Source organism: Streptomyces sp. ADMS, from assembly GCF_033441795.1.
Taxonomy (GTDB): Bacteria; Actinomycetota; Actinomycetes; order Streptomycetales; family Streptomycetaceae; genus Streptomyces.
Map to the genome: position 1 here is coordinate 1 of NZ_JAVFVX010000089.1, position 17,741 is coordinate 17,741.

The following is a 17,741-nucleotide window of genomic DNA, read 5'->3' on the forward strand; positions in this document are numbered from 1 at the left end:
AGCCGGTCGAGATCATGCAGCAGCTCGTGCAGATCTGCCCCGAAGGCGGCACCGTCCTCGACCCGTTCACCGGTAGCGGCTCGACGGGCGTCGCCGCCTTGCGCGAGGGCCGGCGGTTCGTGGGCGTCGAGCTGTCCTCGCACTACGCAGGCGTTGCCGAACAGCGACTCCAGCGCGCCCTGACCCAGGACGACTTCGAGCTGGCAGGACCCGAAGAATGAGACCGGACCATGCCAGACAGACGACCACCCTTGACGACACGCAAAACCGGGGCGGGCGTGTTGTCGGAATACCGATGCACACCCGCCCCCGAACGCTCGTCAGCGGCCTTCGACGCTTCGCCCGACGAGGTCACCAGCTCTCGCCAGGTCCTCCTGGGACCGGATCCGTAGCTCCAGAGGGCCGGTCCCCAGGCAGCCGATCTTGCGTACGTCACGGGCGAAGCCCTCAACCAGCTCGACTGTGTCCGGGTCGACCGCGAGCCGCACCACGAGGGTGTGGCTGCGCGGCTGGAAGCGGACGGTGGCGACGTTCTTGATCCGCCGGTAGGCGACGTAATGCAGCTGGAACTCCTTCTGCACATCAGCATCGGAGATCAGCTTCGCGTCGAGGTCGGCGTACAGATCCCGCAGCGACTGAGGCGACTCGTCGTAGAACTGCCGGACCGACTTGACCGTCGAACCACCATCTCCAGGACCCGCCGAGCGTGCATTCGCCCCCGCGGGCGTGCTCGGGGTTCGGAGTGTTGTCGCCGAGCCGGTCACGGAGGCAACAAGCTGCAGCGCCAGCAGGCCCCCACCGAAGTCCCGGTAGCTCACGAGATCGATCCGACGACCGATCTCCTCCAACGCGTGCGTGTCGTGCGACGTGAAGTCTCCCGCGATGCACACCAGGCGGGGGTTGCTCCAGTCGACGGAGCCAGCCGCCTCGTCGCCCAGCCGCTCCTTCACCAGGCTCTCGAACTCATGGCGGTGGTCCCGCAGCCACGACAGATACGAAAGAGCCTGAGTGATCACCGCCTTACCGTTCGAACGCTTGTACTCGATGATCGCCGGGTTGCCGTACTCGTCCAGCCCGAGCGAATCGATCCGCCCCCTGTGTCGCGGACCGGTGCCGTACTCCGAGGCCAAGAACCGGATCCCGAGCATCGCTTCCATGTTGCGCTCGATCAATGTCTGCAGCTGACGCTCCAGCGCCACCGCCGCTCCCGGGATCTCGGACGCCATGCCGTCCACAACGCGGAACAGCTTCAGATCGTTCACCGGCTCCAGCCCTCCCCTTCGCAGTCGGTGCCCTGAACAGGGCCAATCGTTCAGCTCTGGCATGTATTCCAGGTCTGTCCATCGCGGTTGCATCTGCGCTCGTTCTCCGGCTCCGGGGTCGTCCAGGTAACAGTCCCGAAGCGGCTCAAAACCTGGACGGCCCGGTGAACAAAATGAGTTCCTGCAAGGTGCTGGTCAGCCCAACCCTCGATTGATCGCCGTAGGAACGTGTTTGACCCGTACCTGGACAGAAGTGCGAGAACAAGTGGTCGTCCACTGCTGGTCAGATGACGGAATGGCAGGGTGAGTGCAGACTCGAGAGCCGCACCTGGGCGGTGTGTTGAGGGCTCTCTCGACCCATGCCTGCACGAGGAGAAACTCCATGCTCAGGAGAGAATACGGAGGCCATGCGTCTGTGCCATGCGTTGGAGCAAGGCCAGGCTCCTACGGCACCGAGTGGGACCAGATGGTCATCATCGTCATGATCCTGGCGGCGTATGTCCTTCCGTACGGCTCCTAGGCGGACGGCATGGCGGCAGCACTCAGGCTCGGGCGAGGCAACAGATGACGAATCAATTGTGGAGTAGCGAGCGACGCCTCACCGCGATCGGCCGCAACGGACTATCGGTGCCTGCCCGGCAGGCTGTCACCGATCAGCAGATCACACCTGCAAGGAGCGTCCTGGACTACGGCTGTGGACGAGGAGGCGATGTACGCAGCCTGCGGCAGATGCAGATCGAAGCAGCCGGTTGGGACCCCGTCTTCCAGCCGGACGATCAACTCAACCCCGCTGACGTCGTCCTCCTCACCTATGTACTCAACGTCATCGAAGAGCCAGTGGAGCGCCGCGAAACTTTGGCGCGGGCGTGGAGTCTTGCCCGAGCTGTGCTGGTTGTGTCGGCTCGGTTGACCTGGGAAAGGAACAAGGTCAGCGGCAGCGTATTCGCAGACGGAGTGCTCACGAGCCGCAACACGTTTCAGCACCTGTTCGGAACGGGTGAGCTGCGCGACTTCGTGCAAGGCGTTACCAACGTCCGGTGCGTCGCAGCAGCTCCGGGCGTCGTCTACGCCTTCAAACACGATCAAGCGCGCCTGGCCTTCCTGGCGCGCCGTGTCCTACCTCATGTGGAGTGGCTGACGTCGAGCGACACCACGTCGGCCATTTCTTCGGTAGTGGAGCATACCGAGCGCCGAGGCCGGCCGCCGCGCCTGGAGGAGATGCCACACGCGATGGTTGAGCTTCTCGGTCATCTGCGGGCATCCGATCTTCAACGTCTCATCCGCAGGTCTGCCGACCCCGACAGGGTCGCCGCTGGTGCCAGGCGTTCCACTCTCGATACCTTGTTGTTCCTGGCCGTCGAGTTGTTCAACGGCCGTGGGCCGTTCGGCAGCCTTCCGCTGTCGAGTCAGCTCGACGTGCGAGCATTCTTTTCCTCGTACTCAGAAGCATGCCGACGTGCCGACCGGCTACTGCTCAAACTGCGCGATGACGCCTACGTACGAGGCGCGATGCAAGCGTCCAAGGTAGGCAAGGTCACCCCTACTGCCTTGTATGTACACCGGCGCGCAGTTGACAACATGCCGACCGTACTTCGACTCTATGAGCACTGTGCAGCCATCGCCGCCGGCCGCCCTGCGGACTGGACACTGGCCAAGCTGCGTCACCAGGGGCGCGCGGTTAGCTGGCTGCACTATCCCGAGTTCGACAGCGACCCGCACCCGCGGCTGTCAGCCTCGTACTCAGTGGATCTCAAGACGTTGGAGACGTCGTTCTCCTCCTACGATGACTCCCCCAACCGTCCTCTGCTGCACCGCAAGCACGAGTTCCTGATGCCGGCTGACCCAGACGCTCCCAAATACCGTCGACTGACTAAGGCGGAGGTCGAGGCGGGCCTCTACGACCGACCGCACCTTATCGGGACAGAGGCGGGTTGGGAGGCTGAGCTGAAGCGTTGTGAACGGTCGCTACGTGGACATCGGCTGATCCGACGCACGGAAGCATGAGCGTGTCGATGCCATCTGACGGATCTACGACTGGAACTCGGCGACTGCTGCTGCGAGATCTTTGGGATCTAGGTCTTGCGCCTGAGCTGGGAACCACGAAAGGCGTAGCCCATTGGAGACCACGTCTGCCGGCAATCCCATCGCGGTCAGGACGTGGCTGGGCGTATAGGAAGCGCTCGTGCACGCCGAACCGGTGGCCACAGCAGCGAGGTTTTTCAACCGCACAATCAGCGCCTCGGCGTCCACATCGGTGAAGGAGACGTTGAGGATGTGAGGCACTGCGTGGTCTGGGTTGCCGTTCAGGTGGAACCGCGTGGCCGACAGCGCGTCCAGCAGACGGCCTCTGTATTCCTGGGCTTGGGCGAGCCACGCTGCGTGCTCCTTACGGAAGATATCTTCCGCTTTGGCCAAGCCCATGATCAGCGCCACTGGGAGAGTGCCGGGCCGTAGTTTGCGCTCCTGTCCACCTCCAAACATCAGAGGCTGGAGAGGGATCCGGTCCCAGCCGCGTCGGCGGATCAGTAGCGCTCCGACGCCCTTCGGTGCTCCGATCTTGTGCCCGCTGACACTGACCATGTCGATCGGCGCAGCCAGATCTTGAGGGAGCTTGCCGAAGCCCTGTGCCGCATCCACGTGAAGGAACGTGGGCGTCTCCCGCAGCAGGTGCGCCAGCTCGGCCACAGGCTGAATCGCACCTGTCTCGTTGTTCACATGCATCAGCGATACCAACAGGGTGTCCGGACGCAACCGCTCCTGCACCGCTTCCACGCTGATACGTCCGGTGGGCCCGGGTTTGAGGAAGTCCACTTCGAAGCCCCGGGACTGTAGGTGCTCTAGGGGTTCGATGACGGCCTTGTGCTCGATGGCGGAGGTGATGATGTGGCGGCGGTTTGTCTGCTCCCCGTGGGGTGCGATGCCGAGCAAGGCGATGTTGTTGCTCTCTGTGGCGCCGCTGGTGAAGATCAGCTCCTTCGCGGCTGCACCGAACTGAGCGGCGAGCTGCTCCCGAGCCTCCTGGACGGCCTTCTTCGCGCGACTGCCGAACTCATGAGTGCGGCTTCCGGCGTTACCAAAGTCCTCCGTCATCCAGTGAAGGACTACATCCGCAACTCTAGGATCCACACGTGTCGTTGCTGCAACGTCGAGATACGTCACCACCACTGTCACCGCGCCTCTCAGTACACTCCCGCACACGTGCGCACGTGGAATCACGCACGTACCTACGATAAGTTACGCGTGTGGAATCACGTACACAGGTCAAGAGCGCAAGGACTCCGACGTCCGTCGGTGTCGGCTTCGACTACACCTTCCCTGCCATCCGCGGTGTGCAGGCTGGGCGGGAGTTCTACGTCTCGATGTGTCCGTTGCGACTGATCCCACGGATCTTCCTCTTCGACGAGGACGAACTCGGCCCAGACGTACGCGCTCAGCGTGTCTTGAACAAGGGGCGACTCCCGGCGCTCGCTCGTTACATCTTGGACAATCCGGATAACTACGTCTTCAGCGCGCTTACGGCTTCCGTTGACGGAGAGTTGCACTTTGAGGGCCTGGGCGGTGACGGCCCGGGTATGCGCATCGGTCAGATCCGCATACCTATGGCGGCCCGCTTCTTGATCAACGACGGGCAGCACCGCAGGGCCGCCATCGAGGTCGCTCTCCGGGAGAATCCGGACCTTGGGGATGAGACGATCGCAGTCGTATTTTTCCATGACTCGGGACTGTCTCGTTGTCAGCAGATGTTCGCTGACCTCAATCGGCATGCTGTGCGGCCATCGCGCTCCATTGGTCTCCTCTATGACCACCGAGATGACTTGGCTGGACTGACCCGTCTCTTGGCGCTGAAGTCGTCCGTGTTCAAGGGGCATGTGGAGATGGAGAGCAACACCCTGTCGGGTCGCTCCCGTCGGCTTTTCACGCTCAGCGCCATCTATTCAGGCACACAGGCCCTGCTTCAGGGCCTGGAACTCGACAAGAAGACTGCATCCACGCTCGCCCAGGCATACTGGGAGGCGGTCGATCTCACCATCCCGGAGTGGAGGATGGTAAGGGAACGTGAGATGCATGCACCCGACGTGCGACGCGAGTACATCCACAGTCACAGCCTGGCGCTTCACGCCCTCGGTCGGGTCGGGAACATGCTTCTCCGCGAGTCAGCGGATCCGGTCAGCTGGCACCCACGCCTGGAGCGTCTGGAAGAGGTGGATTGGACACGATCGAACCCCGACTGGGACGGTCGAGCCATCTTGGGAGGACGTGTCTCCAAGAGTCACCAGAACCTTGCCCTAACCACTAACTATTTGTGTTTGCGTCTTGGGCTGCACCTGTCGCCGGAACAGCAGCATGTCGAGGACGCGTTCTGCCAGCAAGGAGACGCATGAGCGCCCCGACGAGCACCGCACCCTTCCGAGGTATGACCCTCTCGGAAGCTGTCAGCGGACTCACGGAGGAGATCCGAGAGCTGTACCTGGCCGACGAGGTGCCTTGGGTGGTCGGTTACAGCGGCGGGAAAGATTCGACCGCTGTCCTTCAGCTCGTGTGGCTCGCTCTGCAGGGCTTGCCCTCGGAACAACGGACCAAACCGGTCCATGTGATCAGCACCGACACTCTGGTTGAGAACCCGATCGTAGCAAGTTGGGTGACGCAGTCTCTTGAGACGATGCGAGAAGCAGCCACCGAGCAGGAGTTGCCGATTGAGCCTCACCGCCTGACGCCGGCGGTGAAGGACACCTTCTGGGTCAATCTGATCGGTCGTGGATATCCCGCTCCCCGTCCCAAGTTTCGTTGGTGCACTGAACGGCTGAAGATCCGTCCATCTAACGCCTTCATCCGCCGTGTGGTTAAGCGTCACGGAGAGGCAATCCTCGTCCTGGGAATCCGCAAGACGGAGAGCCAGGCCCGCGCCAAATCCATGGCAAAGCACGAGCAGCGCCGGGTCCGTGACCGGCTCTCTCCCAATGGGAATCTGCCTAACTCGCTGGTCTATAGCCCTATCGAGGAGTGGACCACTGATGATGTGTGGATGTTCCTGATGCAGCAGGCGAATCCTTGGGGGCACAACAACAAGGATCTGCTCGCCATGTATCAGGGGGCGTCCAGCGACGGAGAGTGCCCGTTGGTCGTGGACAACACCACGCCCTCTTGCGGTGACAGCCGATTTGGTTGTTGGACGTGCACTCTTGTCGAGAAGGACAAGTCCATGTCCGCGATGATTCAAAACGATGAGGAGAAGGAGTGGATGGAGCCGCTCCTTCAGTTGCGGAACAAGCTTGACGTGCCTGACGACAAACCTCTTCGTGACTTCCGTCGTATGAACGGTCAGGTGCAGTTGTTCGGTGAGCGTGTAATTCACGGACCTTACACGCAGGAAGCACGTGCGACGTGGCTGAGGGAACTGCTGGGTGCGCAGCAGCATGTCCGCGAGAACGCGCCCCAGCATGTGCAGAACATCGAGCTGATCACGATGGAGGAGCTGCACGAGATCCGGCGAATCTGGGTCTTCGACAAGCATGAGGTCGAGGACATCTTGCCGAAGATCTACGAAGAGATCATGAAGGAGGAGTTCCCCGGGCTGCCGCTCGACGTTCACCTCGCTCAGGGCGCTGACAGCATGGCGATCCTCAAGGAGGTCTGCGAGGGGGACGATCTCCACTACGCAACCATTCGCGAACTGCTAGGCGTGGAGCGCAAGTACCGCACCATGACTCGACGGTCAGGGCTGTACGAAAACCTCAGAAATTCGATCAAAAAGGGCTACTATAAGGATGCCCAAGACGCCCTGGATTTCGCCCTGGAAAAGCAGGGGATCGAACCCGCCGCAAGCGACGCCTCGGCCGTAAACGAAGAGGCAACCGATGCACCTGAATAAGATCACTCTCCGGGATTTTGGCGCTTACAGGGGCGAGCAGTCGCTCAATCTCACGACAGAGAAGGGCCGGCCAATCGTTTTGATCGGCGGCCTCAATGGCTGTGGGAAGACGACCCTGCTGGACGCTATCCAGCTGGCATTGTACGGGCGTCGCGCCCGGCTCAGCGGGCGCGGTGCCGGCTCGTATGACAACTATCTTCAGGAGAGCATCAACCGGCTAGCTGATCCCGCAGCTGGTGCTTCGGTAGTCGTAGAGTTCAGCATTACCGATCTGGATGGCCAAAAGCGACGCTACAAGGTTGACCGCAACTGGAAGGTCGTTGCATCAAAGCTTCGTGAGTCCCTGCAAGTCTACGTCGATGACACTATCAGCGGTGCCCTCAGTGAAGGCTGGGCCGACCATGTAGAGGACCTGCTGCCTCTCGAAGTCGCGTCGCTGTTCTTCTTCGATGGAGAAAAAATTGAGTCTCTGGCGGATCCGGAGAGTTCGGCCGCTGTCATCGAGGCTGCTGTACGGTCCCTTCTTGGCGTGGACCAGGTAGAACAACTACGCACCGACTTGGTCGTTCTCCAACGTCGTGAACGAGCCGAAGAGTCCGACCACGTCGCGCTTGATACGATCCAAGGGCTTGAGACAGAACTGGCAGCAGCGCAGCAGGCCGTAGAAGCCACTCAACAGACAACCGCTTCTTTGCGTGCCCGCCTCGGACGAGCAGCGGAAGTCCTGGAGCGGGCACAAAAGGAATTCGAGAAGGACGGCGGGGCCGTCTACGAACGCCACGCCAGCCTAAAGGCTCAGCAAGAGCAACTCCAGAAGATCGTGGTTTCCACGGACGAGACTCTGCGAGCAAGCCTAGCTGCTGGCCCACTGCCCCTCGTGCTGGTTCGGGATCTCCTCGGAAGCGTGCTCGACCACGCGCACCGTGAGCGCACGGCGGCTCAGTCCGCTGAAGTTGTCAGTACATTGGAAAATCGGGACCAATGGCTGATGGATCTGATGCAGAAGTCGTTGTCCAAATCCGCCGCGGCCGAGATCGCTGAACAACTTCAATTGGACCGGAAGCGTAGAAGCGGCGATGCGCAGGCACCGCGGCTACTTGACCTGCCGCATGACATGCTGCTGCAGCTGAACGCCCTGGACCAGGCTCTGGAGCATGATCGGGTTCGCGCGGTTGAGCTGGTGGAACAGGCGACCGAAAAATCGGCCGAGCTCGACACCGTTGACCGGCTTCTCGCCAGCACGACAGCTGACGACAAATCCATTGAAGCCCTCATGAAAGCACGCGACCAAGCGCTGCGCCAGGTAGTCACCTTGGAGACTGAACTCGCAAGAGCGGCTGAGTCGAACCAAGATGCCAAGAACCACCGCAAATCCCTGACCGCGAAGTTGGACCGAGCAAACCGGACCCTCGCGAAGCAGGTGCACGCGGCGAAGGAAGCCCAGCGACTTGTTGATTATGTGGACCGAACCCGGATCACACTGTCGAAGTACGCATCGGCTCTGCTGAACCGCCATATCAACCGACTCGAAGTCGCCGTACTGGACAGCTTCAACCGGCTCATGCATAAGTCTGGCTTGGTGGCCAATCTGAACATTGACACCGAAAAGTTCAAGATGAACCTCATCAGAAGCGACGGAGAACCGCTGGACCCCGCGCGACTCAGTGCAGGGGAACGCCAGCTACTTGCTGTCTCGCTGCTGTGGGGCGTAGCCCGGGTAGCGGGCAACCAGCTTCCCAGCGTCATCGACACGCCCCTAGGCCGGCTTGACAGCAACCACCGCGAGAATCTGGTGGAGCGGTACTTCCCTCACGCCAGCGAGCAGGTCCTCCTGCTCTCGACGGACGAGGAGATCGACGAGCGGCTGTACAAGCGACTCAAGGGGTCCATCGCTCACGCCTACACCCTTGACCACGACAAGTCCACGCTCACGACTAGCGTCCACGAAGGCTATTGGTGGACGACGGGAGCCACGCATGTCGCTTGACCACATCCGGCTCTCACAGCCGGCCAAGAGCCAGCTCATCAAGCTCAAGGGCGCCACGGGGATCAAGACCTGGAACGTGCTGTGCCGATGGGCTTTGGCGTTCTCGCTCCAGGACCCGTCGACTCCACTCGTCCGGGAGATCACCACGGACTCGAACATCCAGCTGGACTGGAAGACGTTCGCCGGGCCGTACGGGGACATCTACCTCGCCTTGCTCAAGGCCCGGTGTCTCCGCGATGGGGAGGAGCCGACGGAGGAAGTAGTTTCTCGCACCTTGACGATCCATCTCCATCGAGGCATCGGATACCTGGCGGGGCGCAAGGACCTCCAGAGCATCCGCGACCTTGTCATGACGGCTGCCAAGTAGTCCGCGCTAGAGGTGGGGCTGCGGCGAGCAACGCCGCAGCCCCACCTCTAGTGATACAAGCGAGCCGGCCGTCACACCTGCGGGGGAAGCGCGATCTTGCTACGGCCTACGGTGTTGCCCGCATAGTCGCGATACTCGTCCTCACCGATGAGCCGCGCATCCGCGATCAGATCACGGAGAGCTCGCCGCTCCCTCTCTGTGGGAAGCCCACCGATCACATACCTGAGAATCTTCGCCGCCGTGTCCCTTCCCTTGATGCTCATCCTCTGACCGTTGAAGTCGTAGAGGACCCCCCACCAAGGGTTTTTGACAGCGTCCAAGCGCAGGGTGCCCTGGGCATCGAGCAGACTGAGCTTCTTGAAAATCTCTTCGAGAGACATCCCATCGGCCTTGAGGAGTCCAACAGCCTCTGCCAGAGTCTGCTGACCCACTGGCCGCAACAGCATGTGCCCATGCCCTGCGCCGCTGTTGCGCTCGACCTCGTGTTGGAAGCGCCGGTACCGAGCGGCAGATTCGCCGGCTGAAACCGCTTGAAACGTGGGCAGCGCGCTGATGTGATCCCACAACTCGGAAAAATCTTTCCGGCCGGCGGCGAGCTCCTCGTCATTGGGTCGACGGGCGAGCTCGCGTCCCTTCGTGGCCCAGTGGCTGTAGCGATTATCCGCCAATAGATACTCGCGCGCCATCTCTGTGAGCGTCTGCAGTGTTGTCAGGTGAGCGGAACGCTTCGTGATGGTGCTGTTCTTGAAATTTACTGCGCTCTTGCTGTTCTTGAATATAGGGTGCTCGACAGCAATCCTGCGCGCAATGATTGCGAACCCGTTGTCCTCGTCGAGCTGGGCTACTTCGCCCGGCGTCAGTTTTGACGCCTGCTTATTCACATGGGTGAAAATACTGCGGATCCGTCGCTGTGCGTCAGTTCGGGACTCACCTTCGAGCACGGCAGGGATGATCTCAATCCCCATCCGCTCAGCGCCAAGTTGTTGGAGCTGGATCTCATCTAGGCTGTGTTCTTCCACGAGCTCATCCAGCAGTAGTACCTCATCAGGCTTAACGACCCCCTCGCGATTTCGAACGTCGAGGCGTCCGTAGGTAACGAGGTACAGGGCGGCCTGGATGCCGATCAGCCGATGCTGACCATCCACCGCGTAGAGTCGCGTTCCTGGGCGCAGCTGCAGCAGGCCAACGCGCCCTTTGCCGTCGAGGGAGAGGAAATCTGCCGAGGTTTTCTTGGCGCGGCCGTCTGCGTCCCACATATCGCTATTGGGGTCGTCTACCCAAGCCGGACACAGAACGGCAAGGATAGGCGGGAATTTGTGGTTGTCTCTCTCGATAAGGTATTTTGCCAATACGGCCTCTCTCGACCAGTCGACCTGACGTTGCTGGATGAATTCAATGCTCTCTTCGTCGATCTGAAGCTTTTGAGTTTTGGGGTCGAGGCTCCTTTTGAGCAAGGGCATGGTTGTGGCCAGGGCCACATTATTCCTGATCCAGTCAAGGGTGGCGGAAGCCACATAGGACGGGCTTCCGCCCATATGTGCGCTCTCCGTAAACAAAGAGCCCTCTCGTGCAATAGCCTCGTCGAGGACCCGTGCGACGACCTTGTCCTGCATCTCCATCAGAGAGGAAAGATCGGCCAACTCCTGCTCGTCTGCGGTCAGTCCGTCTTCTTCGGTCATTTCGATCTCCTTCGGCTGTTATCGAGCGCTGAGAAGGTGCTGGCTGTAGAGCGTTCTGTTGAACCGGGGATGCAGGCTCGCGATCAAGTCCCGCTCAACTTGGTCCAGGAGGGCTAAATCCACTGGGGCATACCAGAGCAGACGATCCGCTGGCCGGTGCAGCCAGTCGCGTAGTCGGCGGTTGGATTCCGTGTGGGCTCGATGGTGAGCCAGTCGGGCGGGGAGCGAGACTGCCTGGCCGACGTAGACCCAGTCATGGGTCACGGCCAGGCCGTGCAGTTCCGTGGTTTCTGAGAAGGCGTAGACGCCGGCGATGTCCGGCACGACTCGGTGGGCAAGGGCGATCGAGCGAACGCTCTGCCAGGACAGTTTTTTGAGACTTTCCCCCGAAGGCATGCGCAGAGCCTCGCATGCATCGAACGGGCCGTCAAGTCTCTAGAGACAAGCGGGTAGTTGCTGAGACTAGGTCACGATCGTAAGCACGTCAGAGTGGATGTGCGGTGTATGGCTAGCAGCCTGACGTCCCCTCAACTGCCGGTGGGGCCGTCAGTGGTAGCCGAAGGGTGACCCGGAGGGCGCTGTCCCTTGGGAGAGCAACTGGTCCTCTATCTGCAGGCACCGATCCCCCAAGGCGATCCCCAGACATCAGACGCCCCTTCGTACCTCGGGGCAAAGCTCCGCGGCCGGATCGCTGGTGATTTCGAGGGCGGGGTGGCGCCGCAAGTTACCGATGAACTGCTAGCTCCAGCACTGAGCACGTCATCACGCAAACCGTGAGACCGTGCCAGGCCTCCGTCGATGCGGCAGGGGCCCACCGGCGGAGCAGTTCATCACTCGGGTATGACGCACTCGGAGACATGAAACCCCGGCCCAACATGGATCCTCAGTCATCTCTGCTTGCTGCTTGTGCTGACGGCTCCCTCTCAAGGTGCCTGGGTGTAGGACTTCATCCCGCCTAGGGTCAGCTTCTGACCTCGCGCTTCTTGACCGCGCGAGCAGCGCAGCGAAGAAACACCTGCTGCCGATGCAACAACACGGCGTCTCACCCGACCAGTTGGGGTGAGGGCTGATGGATCGCCCTCACCTCTCAGGCAGATGGCTGGTTCCGTCACGGCTGTCTGCGGCAGCGGATACGCTCGTAACACAACCGCATATGCGCTTCCCGCAACGGGCGCGTGCCACCGCATGGGGCACGTCTCCAGACAACACGGAGCGAAAATTGATCAGCACTCCCGTCAAAGAGGCCGTCTGTACTCTGCAGAAACGCGCTCTCGCCTGTCACGACAACTACGAACTCGACCGTATCGAGCGGGCCCTCGACGAGCTCTTGCGTAACCCTGGTGGTGAAAGCACCCCAGCCAAGTACCGTATGCGCTCCGCCATGGGGCACGCTTACGAGGCGCTGGAACGGCGCAAGGCCATCTTGCCTTCCACGTCCCTCAGCAACGAGGGAACCCAGCCGGGCACTCCGGACCGTGGCTACCCTGTGGTCGAGATCCTTGAATGGCTCCGCACCGAGGAGCGCCTGGTACCGCAGGAGCGAGCGATGCTCCAGTCGCTGGCTCATGGCGAGGATGCGGAGAGCCTCGCGCGCCGTCATGGACTACCGGTGCGGAGGATGCGCGAGCGTGTCAGTCGCGCCCGCCGAACCGCGCGCCAACTGTGGCCGGCTGATGGGCTGAGCGGTTGACACCCCGAATTTTGCGGTTGCGTCCCTGGCTCATCCGTGCCCTGATTCCCTCTCAGAGGATCGGTACTTACGTGCTGTACAGCGCCAAAGGCCATCCCCAATACGTGGGTCGCAGCGATACAGATGTTCGGCGTCGCCTTCTCCGTCACTGCAGTGATCGTCGAGGCGACTACTTCACGTACGACGTCCACAACACCCCAGCCAACGCCTTCGACATGGAGTGTGCGCTTTTCCACCTCCTCTCACCAAACCTGTCGAACCGGATCCATCCTGATCGCCCCGATCTGCTTGAGGCCAGCTGCGTCTTCTGCTTGCCCAACCAGCGGGCGGCACGTCAACTACGCGGCCTTGGCGGCACACACGACATACAACGACCTCCGCGCCTAGAAGAGGAGTCATCATGACAAGCAACACCCGGTCTCTGTCGGCGAACGAACAGCGTGCTGAGTTGATCCAGGTCGACCATGCCCTCGACTCGATGCGCGATGCCGGCTTCGACCTGACAGCGGCTGTCGGCGAACCGCTGGACAACTCCATCGAAGCAGAGGCGACTCTGATGCGGGTCCTGCCTATTTATGGACCGCGCAAGAAGTCGATCCAGAGCATCATCATCAGCGACAACGGTCTCGGCATCGAGCCGTCCAAGATGCATCACGTGCTGTCCATGGGCTACAGCAGCCGCTACGGGGAACGGCAAGGCCTGGGACGCTTTGGCGTGGGCCTCAAGCTTGCGGGGCTGAGCCTCGGTGAGCGGATCGACATCTACAGCAAGAGGACCGGCGATGACCGGATCCATCACAGCTATATCGACCTCATCGAGATCCGCGAGGGCAGTCAGCAGTACATCCGGACCGAAGAGGTCGCCGCTTGGCCGGAAAATGCAGCCAAGCTTATGACCGGACGAGACGGCAACTTGTTTGCTTCAGGGACAGTGGTGATCTTCGGGAAGATCGACCGGCTCGTTAGTGGAGGGGCGTACGGCACGTCGCTGGAGGAGAAGGTCTCCGACCTGCGCAAGTTCATCGCCCGTGCCTACCGCACCTTCATCGACAGCGGCCGAGCCTTCGAGCTTGAAGGAAAGCCTGTTACCCTCCACGACCCCCTATTCCTCCGCGATAACCCCCGGATCATCTCTAGGTACAAGTCTCTCGACCCTCGCGGTCAGCTCATCGAAGAGACCGACCTGAAGATCGATGGGCACGCGGTACACGTCGCGGTTACCGCCGTACCGGTCCAGTTCCGTCACAAAATGGGCGACGGTGGCGAAGTGGACTTCAACGGTGAGGACATCCGCGAATTCCAGATCAATTCTGAAAACGCGGCGAAGGTCAGCATCCTGCGCAACGGTCGTGAGATCTACTACGACATCGTTCCTCGTCTCTTGGGCGACACCGCACGCCGTGACAAAGTCATCCGCTACGTCGGTATCGAGATCAGCTTCCCAGCCGAACTGGATGAATACTTCCAGGTCCGCCACGTCAAAAGGGGAGCCGAGCCCGTCAACAGGCTGCGTCACGAGCTGCGCGACTGGCTGAAGCGTCCCGTCGAACAGGCTGGAAAGGTAATCCGTAGTCATTGGGGCGAAGTTGACGCACGGGACCGTCTCAACAACGGCGAGCACGTCGGCAGCATGGAGACCGCGCAGCGGACCAACCCCGCATTCCCCAAGGGCCTTGCCGGCCGGGCCGCTACTCCCGAGCAGGAGGAGCAGGTGGTTCAGGACGCAGCTGAGGACATGGGGCTCGACTTGGAAGCCGACGCAACCAAGATCGAAAATCTTCGGGAGCAGGTCAGGACCAAACCGATTACCCTCCTTGACGGTCGGTGGCCCGGCAAGGAGTTTCTGGAGATTCACCACCTCAACGGGAAGTCGGTTGTGAAGCTCAACCACCGGCATGCCTTCTTCCGTGACGTCTACGGGCCGCTCAAGAAGATCGCCGACCAGGGCGCCGAGGGCATGAGCCCCGAGGACATCGTGGACCTCGTGCGCAAGGCTGAAGAGGCCATCGACCTTCTCTTCATGGCCTACGCGAGGGCCGAGAGCATGTACGAGGATCCGGGGCAATTCGACGATCTCCGCACCTATTGGGGCATGTTCACCGAAGCCCTCCTCAAGGAGCAATTCAAGGACCAGTGACCCCCGGGGCCTGCCAGAAGACGGCACTGCTGGCAGGCCTCCGGGTCGCGGTTGGTCTCTAACTGAGCAGGAAACAAGCGGTTTCTGCACCAACTGACCACTACACGGTGTTGGCTGTACAGAGCACATCGTGGCCACTCGCAGGTGGAAGGCAGCAGCCTGCGGAAGCTTGACGAGATGCCCTCAGGCACCAGCCATCATCGGCTTCATGTTTCGAAAGATTTGGTAGGAAGGCAGTCAGGATGTTCGGCTCGGGCACCAAACTCATGTTTCGCGACTACGTGCAGGGCACGTGGGGGAGCTTCGACACTCCGGCGGGGCGGGTCGACTACATCATGACCAAGGCCCGCCTGGGCGGACCGTCCGATACTCCTGAGCGGCAACTGACCAAGAGTCTGGCGCCGGTTCGAGAGGTGATGGACGCCGGAGACCTGGACTTCAATCAGCTTCTGCAGCGCGATCTGGATGATCACCGCGTTGCAGTCAACCTGATCCCCTACCTGCTCAAGCCGCAGGCCATCGGTCCTGCGTTCTTTCCGCCGATCGTCGCGGTTCTCCTGCCCTTCCAGGACGGCCGTCCCACCTCCTTCTCTGCGTTGGGAGACTCCGCGACCGTCCGTGATGACGACGCGATGTGGCAGGAGGAACGGGCCGGCAGCGCCTTTCAGATTCATCGGCTGCTAGGGGCGGACGACAAGCCGCACGCGGCCAACGTCGGCAAGCTGTGGTGGAATCAGTCCGAAGCGAGGCTGGTCGTGCTCGACGGCCAACACCGTGCGATGGCACTTCTGGCAGTTGAGCGCACTATCTCCAACTCATGGAAGGGCTCTGCGGGAGTTCGCTTCCGCTCCTTCTACGAGCACCAGGTCAAACAGGCGCTGCAGGACCACAGCGCTACGGAGTTGGACCTCGCCAAGGTCGAAGTGCCCGTGACTGTCTGCTGGTTTCCCCAAGAGACCGGAGAGACGTCCAGACCTCACGAGGCCGCCCGCAAGTTGTTCGTGGACGTGAATAAGGAAGCCAGGCCCCCGAGCGAGTCCCGGATCATCCTGCTCTCGGATGCGGAGTTGGCCAACGTGCTCACTCGGAGCATGCTCAGCGAGCTGCGCAGCCGTAGCGATGCTTCGTATCTCCCGCTGTACGCGGTGGAGTACGACAACCCCGAGGTGAACACCAGCAGGACTGCTCGATGGTCAGTGATGACCAACATCAACCTCCTCAAGATGGCTGTGAATCGGTGCGTATTCGGGCCCGCCAAGTATCTGACTAATGTTGCGCAGATGTCCGGCGGCAGGGAGAGTCCCAAAGACCGCGACGACTTCATGCGCCAGCAGCTAGATGTGGCAAGTCTCTTTCCGGAGAAACACTTTCAAGACTCAGGATTCTCTTTCGACCGAGACACTCTCGGTGACAAACAGTTTCCCATCGGGTGCGTTGATCTGATCAGTGATCGATTTACCCAGACGTGGGGAAAGGCGATCCTAACCCTCCTGTCCAAGACCACGCCCTACGCCGCGCATGCGGCGAGCCTCACCAAACTCAAGGATGACTGGCACGTTGCCGATACCTTTGCGTCCCTAGCCCATGATGCTCTCTTCGGTGGTGTAGGCGTTTTCTGGACATTGCGTGACAGTCATGAGCACTACGTTGAACACCGTGACTCTGACGCCCGGCGACAGCCTAAATCCGACGTCATACGAGCCTGGGAAGCTCTCAGGGGCAAGGAGAGCGACTTTGACGAATACCGCGCGCAGGCATATCTGGGATCTGTCCGTCTGGAGCGAGTTAAGGCCTGCAAAGCCGCGTACTCAGTCCTCAACACACATGCTTGCCAACTCGGTTTGGTGTTGACGCTCGGATCGCTGTGGGAGTTGCGGAAGGTTCAACCAGGTGGTGCTGATCTGAAGGATCTCCCAGCCTTCGCGGAATCTTTTGCCGCAGGCTTGAACGCCTTCTTCCAGCTAGAGCACGGAAAAGGCCGCGACCGCAAGCTCGCCTTCAACAAGAACGTCACGAATCCGATCAATCAGATCGTGAATATGGATACACCCCAGGCGGCGTATTTTCGCTACTTCTGGATGCAGGCGCTCGCTGTTCCTCAAGCTTGGGAGCACGTCGAGAGCTGGCTCCCGGATCGTGCCGCGTTCAACGACATGCTCGGGCAAGCAAGGCGGATGTACCTGGAATTGTGTACCAAACAGCAGCTCAAGGCGCTCAGTACCAGTAGGCCAGGTGTCAGCGACAAGGAGCTCTTTCCGGAAGCCGAGAAGGTTGCGAGCGCGGCGATCAGAAGGGGCCTCCGTGATTGGTTCTACGTGACCGAGCAGGACTACGAGGACTGGCTCGGCCGGCCAGTCCGTTCCGTTGACCAGCGCGGACTGGGCGACAACATGCTGGATTTTGGCGATGCTGTCGGTTGAGTGACCCGTGCGTGACCCTGCTCATGATGTGGCTTGAGCAGGGTCATCACGCGTTGTCCGGGATTCAGTTGAGCTAGGGGAGGTCTCCCTTCTGTAGCGGAACAAGCTGGCCAGCGTGTATCTCCCAAATGCTGCCGAATGGGGCGCAGTACGCCAGGGCGTCGTTCCCGTGTATCACGAGGCGATGGGAGCGGGTGATAGCCAGGAACATCCGGGTTGGCCGGAGTGAGTCTGGTTGCTGGTCCGATTTTGCGTAGCGGGAGGTGCCGCTGTGGAGCAGAAACGGGCAACCTGCCGTGGGGTTGGTAGCAGCGAACTCCGCGCAATCCC

13 protein-coding genes are annotated in these 17,741 nt (G+C 61.0%); 10 read left to right on the forward strand and 3 right to left on the reverse strand.

The window, feature by feature from the left end:
* Positions 1-221 (forward strand): DNA methyltransferase (locus RB628_RS29760; protein WP_318323631.1); only part of this gene is annotated, 221 nt, incomplete at its 5' end.
* A gap of 99 nt (positions 222-320) precedes the next feature.
* On the opposite strand, the gene RB628_RS29765 is transcribed toward RB628_RS29760, so the two are convergent.
* Positions 321-1,262: a DUF5655 domain-containing protein gene (locus RB628_RS29765; RefSeq protein ID WP_318323632.1), complete on the reverse strand. Its 942-nt coding sequence runs from the start codon at positions 1,260-1,262 to the stop codon at positions 321-323.
* 564 nt (positions 1,263-1,826) lie between these two features.
* Between RB628_RS29765 and RB628_RS29770 the strand changes: the two genes are divergently transcribed.
* Positions 1,827-3,266 carry a DNA phosphorothioation-associated putative methyltransferase gene (locus RB628_RS29770; protein ID WP_318323633.1) on the forward strand — a complete coding sequence of 480 codons (1,440 nt, stop codon included), beginning with the start codon at positions 1,827-1,829 and terminating at the stop codon, positions 3,264-3,266.
* 24 nt (positions 3,267-3,290) lie between these two features.
* On the opposite strand, the gene dndA is transcribed toward RB628_RS29770, so the two are convergent.
* Complete coding sequence (dndA, locus tag RB628_RS29775) at positions 3,291-4,478, reverse strand: cysteine desulfurase DndA (protein WP_318323634.1); 1,188 nt, start codon at positions 4,476-4,478, stop codon at positions 3,291-3,293.
* A gap of 26 nt (positions 4,479-4,504) precedes the next feature.
* Here dndA and dndB point away from each other — a divergent pair, with 26 nt between their 5' ends.
* From dndB to dndE, 4 genes are read left to right on the forward strand one after another with little or no spacing between them, the layout of a single operon-like run.
* Positions 4,505-5,644 (forward strand): DNA sulfur modification protein DndB, encoded by a 1,140-nt coding sequence (gene dndB, locus RB628_RS29780; RefSeq protein ID WP_318323635.1) that lies wholly within the window; start codon positions 4,505-4,507, stop codon positions 5,642-5,644.
* A complete protein-coding gene (gene dndC, locus RB628_RS29785) occupies positions 5,641-7,131 on the forward strand; it encodes a DNA phosphorothioation system sulfurtransferase DndC (protein WP_318323636.1) in 1,491 nt (496 codons plus the stop codon). Before dndB ends, dndC begins: the two co-directional genes overlap by 4 nt.
* Entirely contained in the window at positions 7,118-9,118 is a 2,001-nt protein-coding gene (gene dndD, locus RB628_RS29790) for a DNA sulfur modification protein DndD (RefSeq protein ID WP_318323637.1), read from the forward strand. Before dndC ends, dndD begins: the two co-directional genes overlap by 14 nt.
* Positions 9,108-9,485 (forward strand): DNA sulfur modification protein DndE, encoded by a 378-nt coding sequence (gene dndE, locus RB628_RS29795; RefSeq protein WP_318323638.1) that lies wholly within the window; start codon positions 9,108-9,110, stop codon positions 9,483-9,485. The genes dndD and dndE overlap by 11 nt, the downstream gene beginning before the upstream one ends.
* 71 nt (positions 9,486-9,556) lie before the next feature.
* On the opposite strand, the gene RB628_RS29800 is transcribed toward dndE, so the two are convergent.
* On the reverse strand, positions 9,557-11,164 hold the full coding sequence (locus RB628_RS29800; RefSeq protein ID WP_318323639.1) for a DGQHR domain-containing protein: 1,608 nt from the start codon (positions 11,162-11,164) through the stop codon (positions 9,557-9,559).
* A 1,219-nt stretch (positions 11,165-12,383) separates the two neighbouring features.
* On the opposite strand from RB628_RS29800, the gene RB628_RS29805 reads away from it, so the two are divergent.
* The 4 genes from RB628_RS29805 (at position 12,384) to RB628_RS29820 (ending at position 17,411) form a co-directional block, all read left to right on the forward strand.
* Positions 12,384-12,854, forward strand: a complete 471-nt coding sequence (locus tag RB628_RS29805) for a hypothetical protein (RefSeq protein WP_318323640.1) — start codon at positions 12,384-12,386, stop codon at positions 12,852-12,854.
* A gap of 71 nt (positions 12,855-12,925) precedes the next feature.
* Complete coding sequence (locus RB628_RS29810; protein ID WP_318323641.1) at positions 12,926-13,258, forward strand: hypothetical protein; 333 nt, start codon at positions 12,926-12,928, stop codon at positions 13,256-13,258.
* Complete coding sequence (locus RB628_RS29815; RefSeq protein WP_318323642.1) at positions 13,255-14,991, forward strand: ATP-binding protein; 1,737 nt, start codon at positions 13,255-13,257, stop codon at positions 14,989-14,991. The genes RB628_RS29810 and RB628_RS29815 overlap by 4 nt, the downstream gene beginning before the upstream one ends.
* Positions 14,992-15,233: 242 nt before the next feature.
* Positions 15,234-17,411 carry a DNA sulfur modification protein DndB gene (locus RB628_RS29820; protein ID WP_318323643.1) on the forward strand — a complete coding sequence of 726 codons (2,178 nt, stop codon included), beginning with the start codon at positions 15,234-15,236 and terminating at the stop codon, positions 17,409-17,411.
* Positions 17,412-17,741: the final 330 nt, after the last annotated feature.

What these genes read in the sequence shown, in the direction of transcription:
- RB628_RS29820 (WP_318323643.1), top strand. Translation starts at nt 15,234, where the DNA reads ATGTTCGGCTCGGGCACCAAACTCATGTTTCGCGACTACGTGCAGGGC.
- dndC (WP_318323636.1), top strand. Translation starts at nt 5,641, where the DNA reads ATGAGCGCCCCGACGAGCACCGCACCCTTCCGAGGTATGACCCTCTCG.
- dndD (WP_318323637.1), top strand. Translation starts at nt 7,118, where the DNA reads ATGCACCTGAATAAGATCACTCTCCGGGATTTTGGCGCTTACAGGGGC.
- RB628_RS29815 (WP_318323642.1), top strand. Translation starts at nt 13,255, where the DNA reads ATGACAAGCAACACCCGGTCTCTGTCGGCGAACGAACAGCGTGCTGAG.
- RB628_RS29800 (WP_318323639.1), bottom strand. Translation starts at nt 11,164, where the DNA reads ATGACCGAAGAAGACGGACTGACCGCAGACGAGCAGGAGTTGGCCGAT.
- dndE (WP_318323638.1), top strand. Translation starts at nt 9,108, where the DNA reads ATGTCGCTTGACCACATCCGGCTCTCACAGCCGGCCAAGAGCCAGCTC.
- RB628_RS29770 (WP_318323633.1), top strand. Translation starts at nt 1,827, where the DNA reads ATGACGAATCAATTGTGGAGTAGCGAGCGACGCCTCACCGCGATCGGC.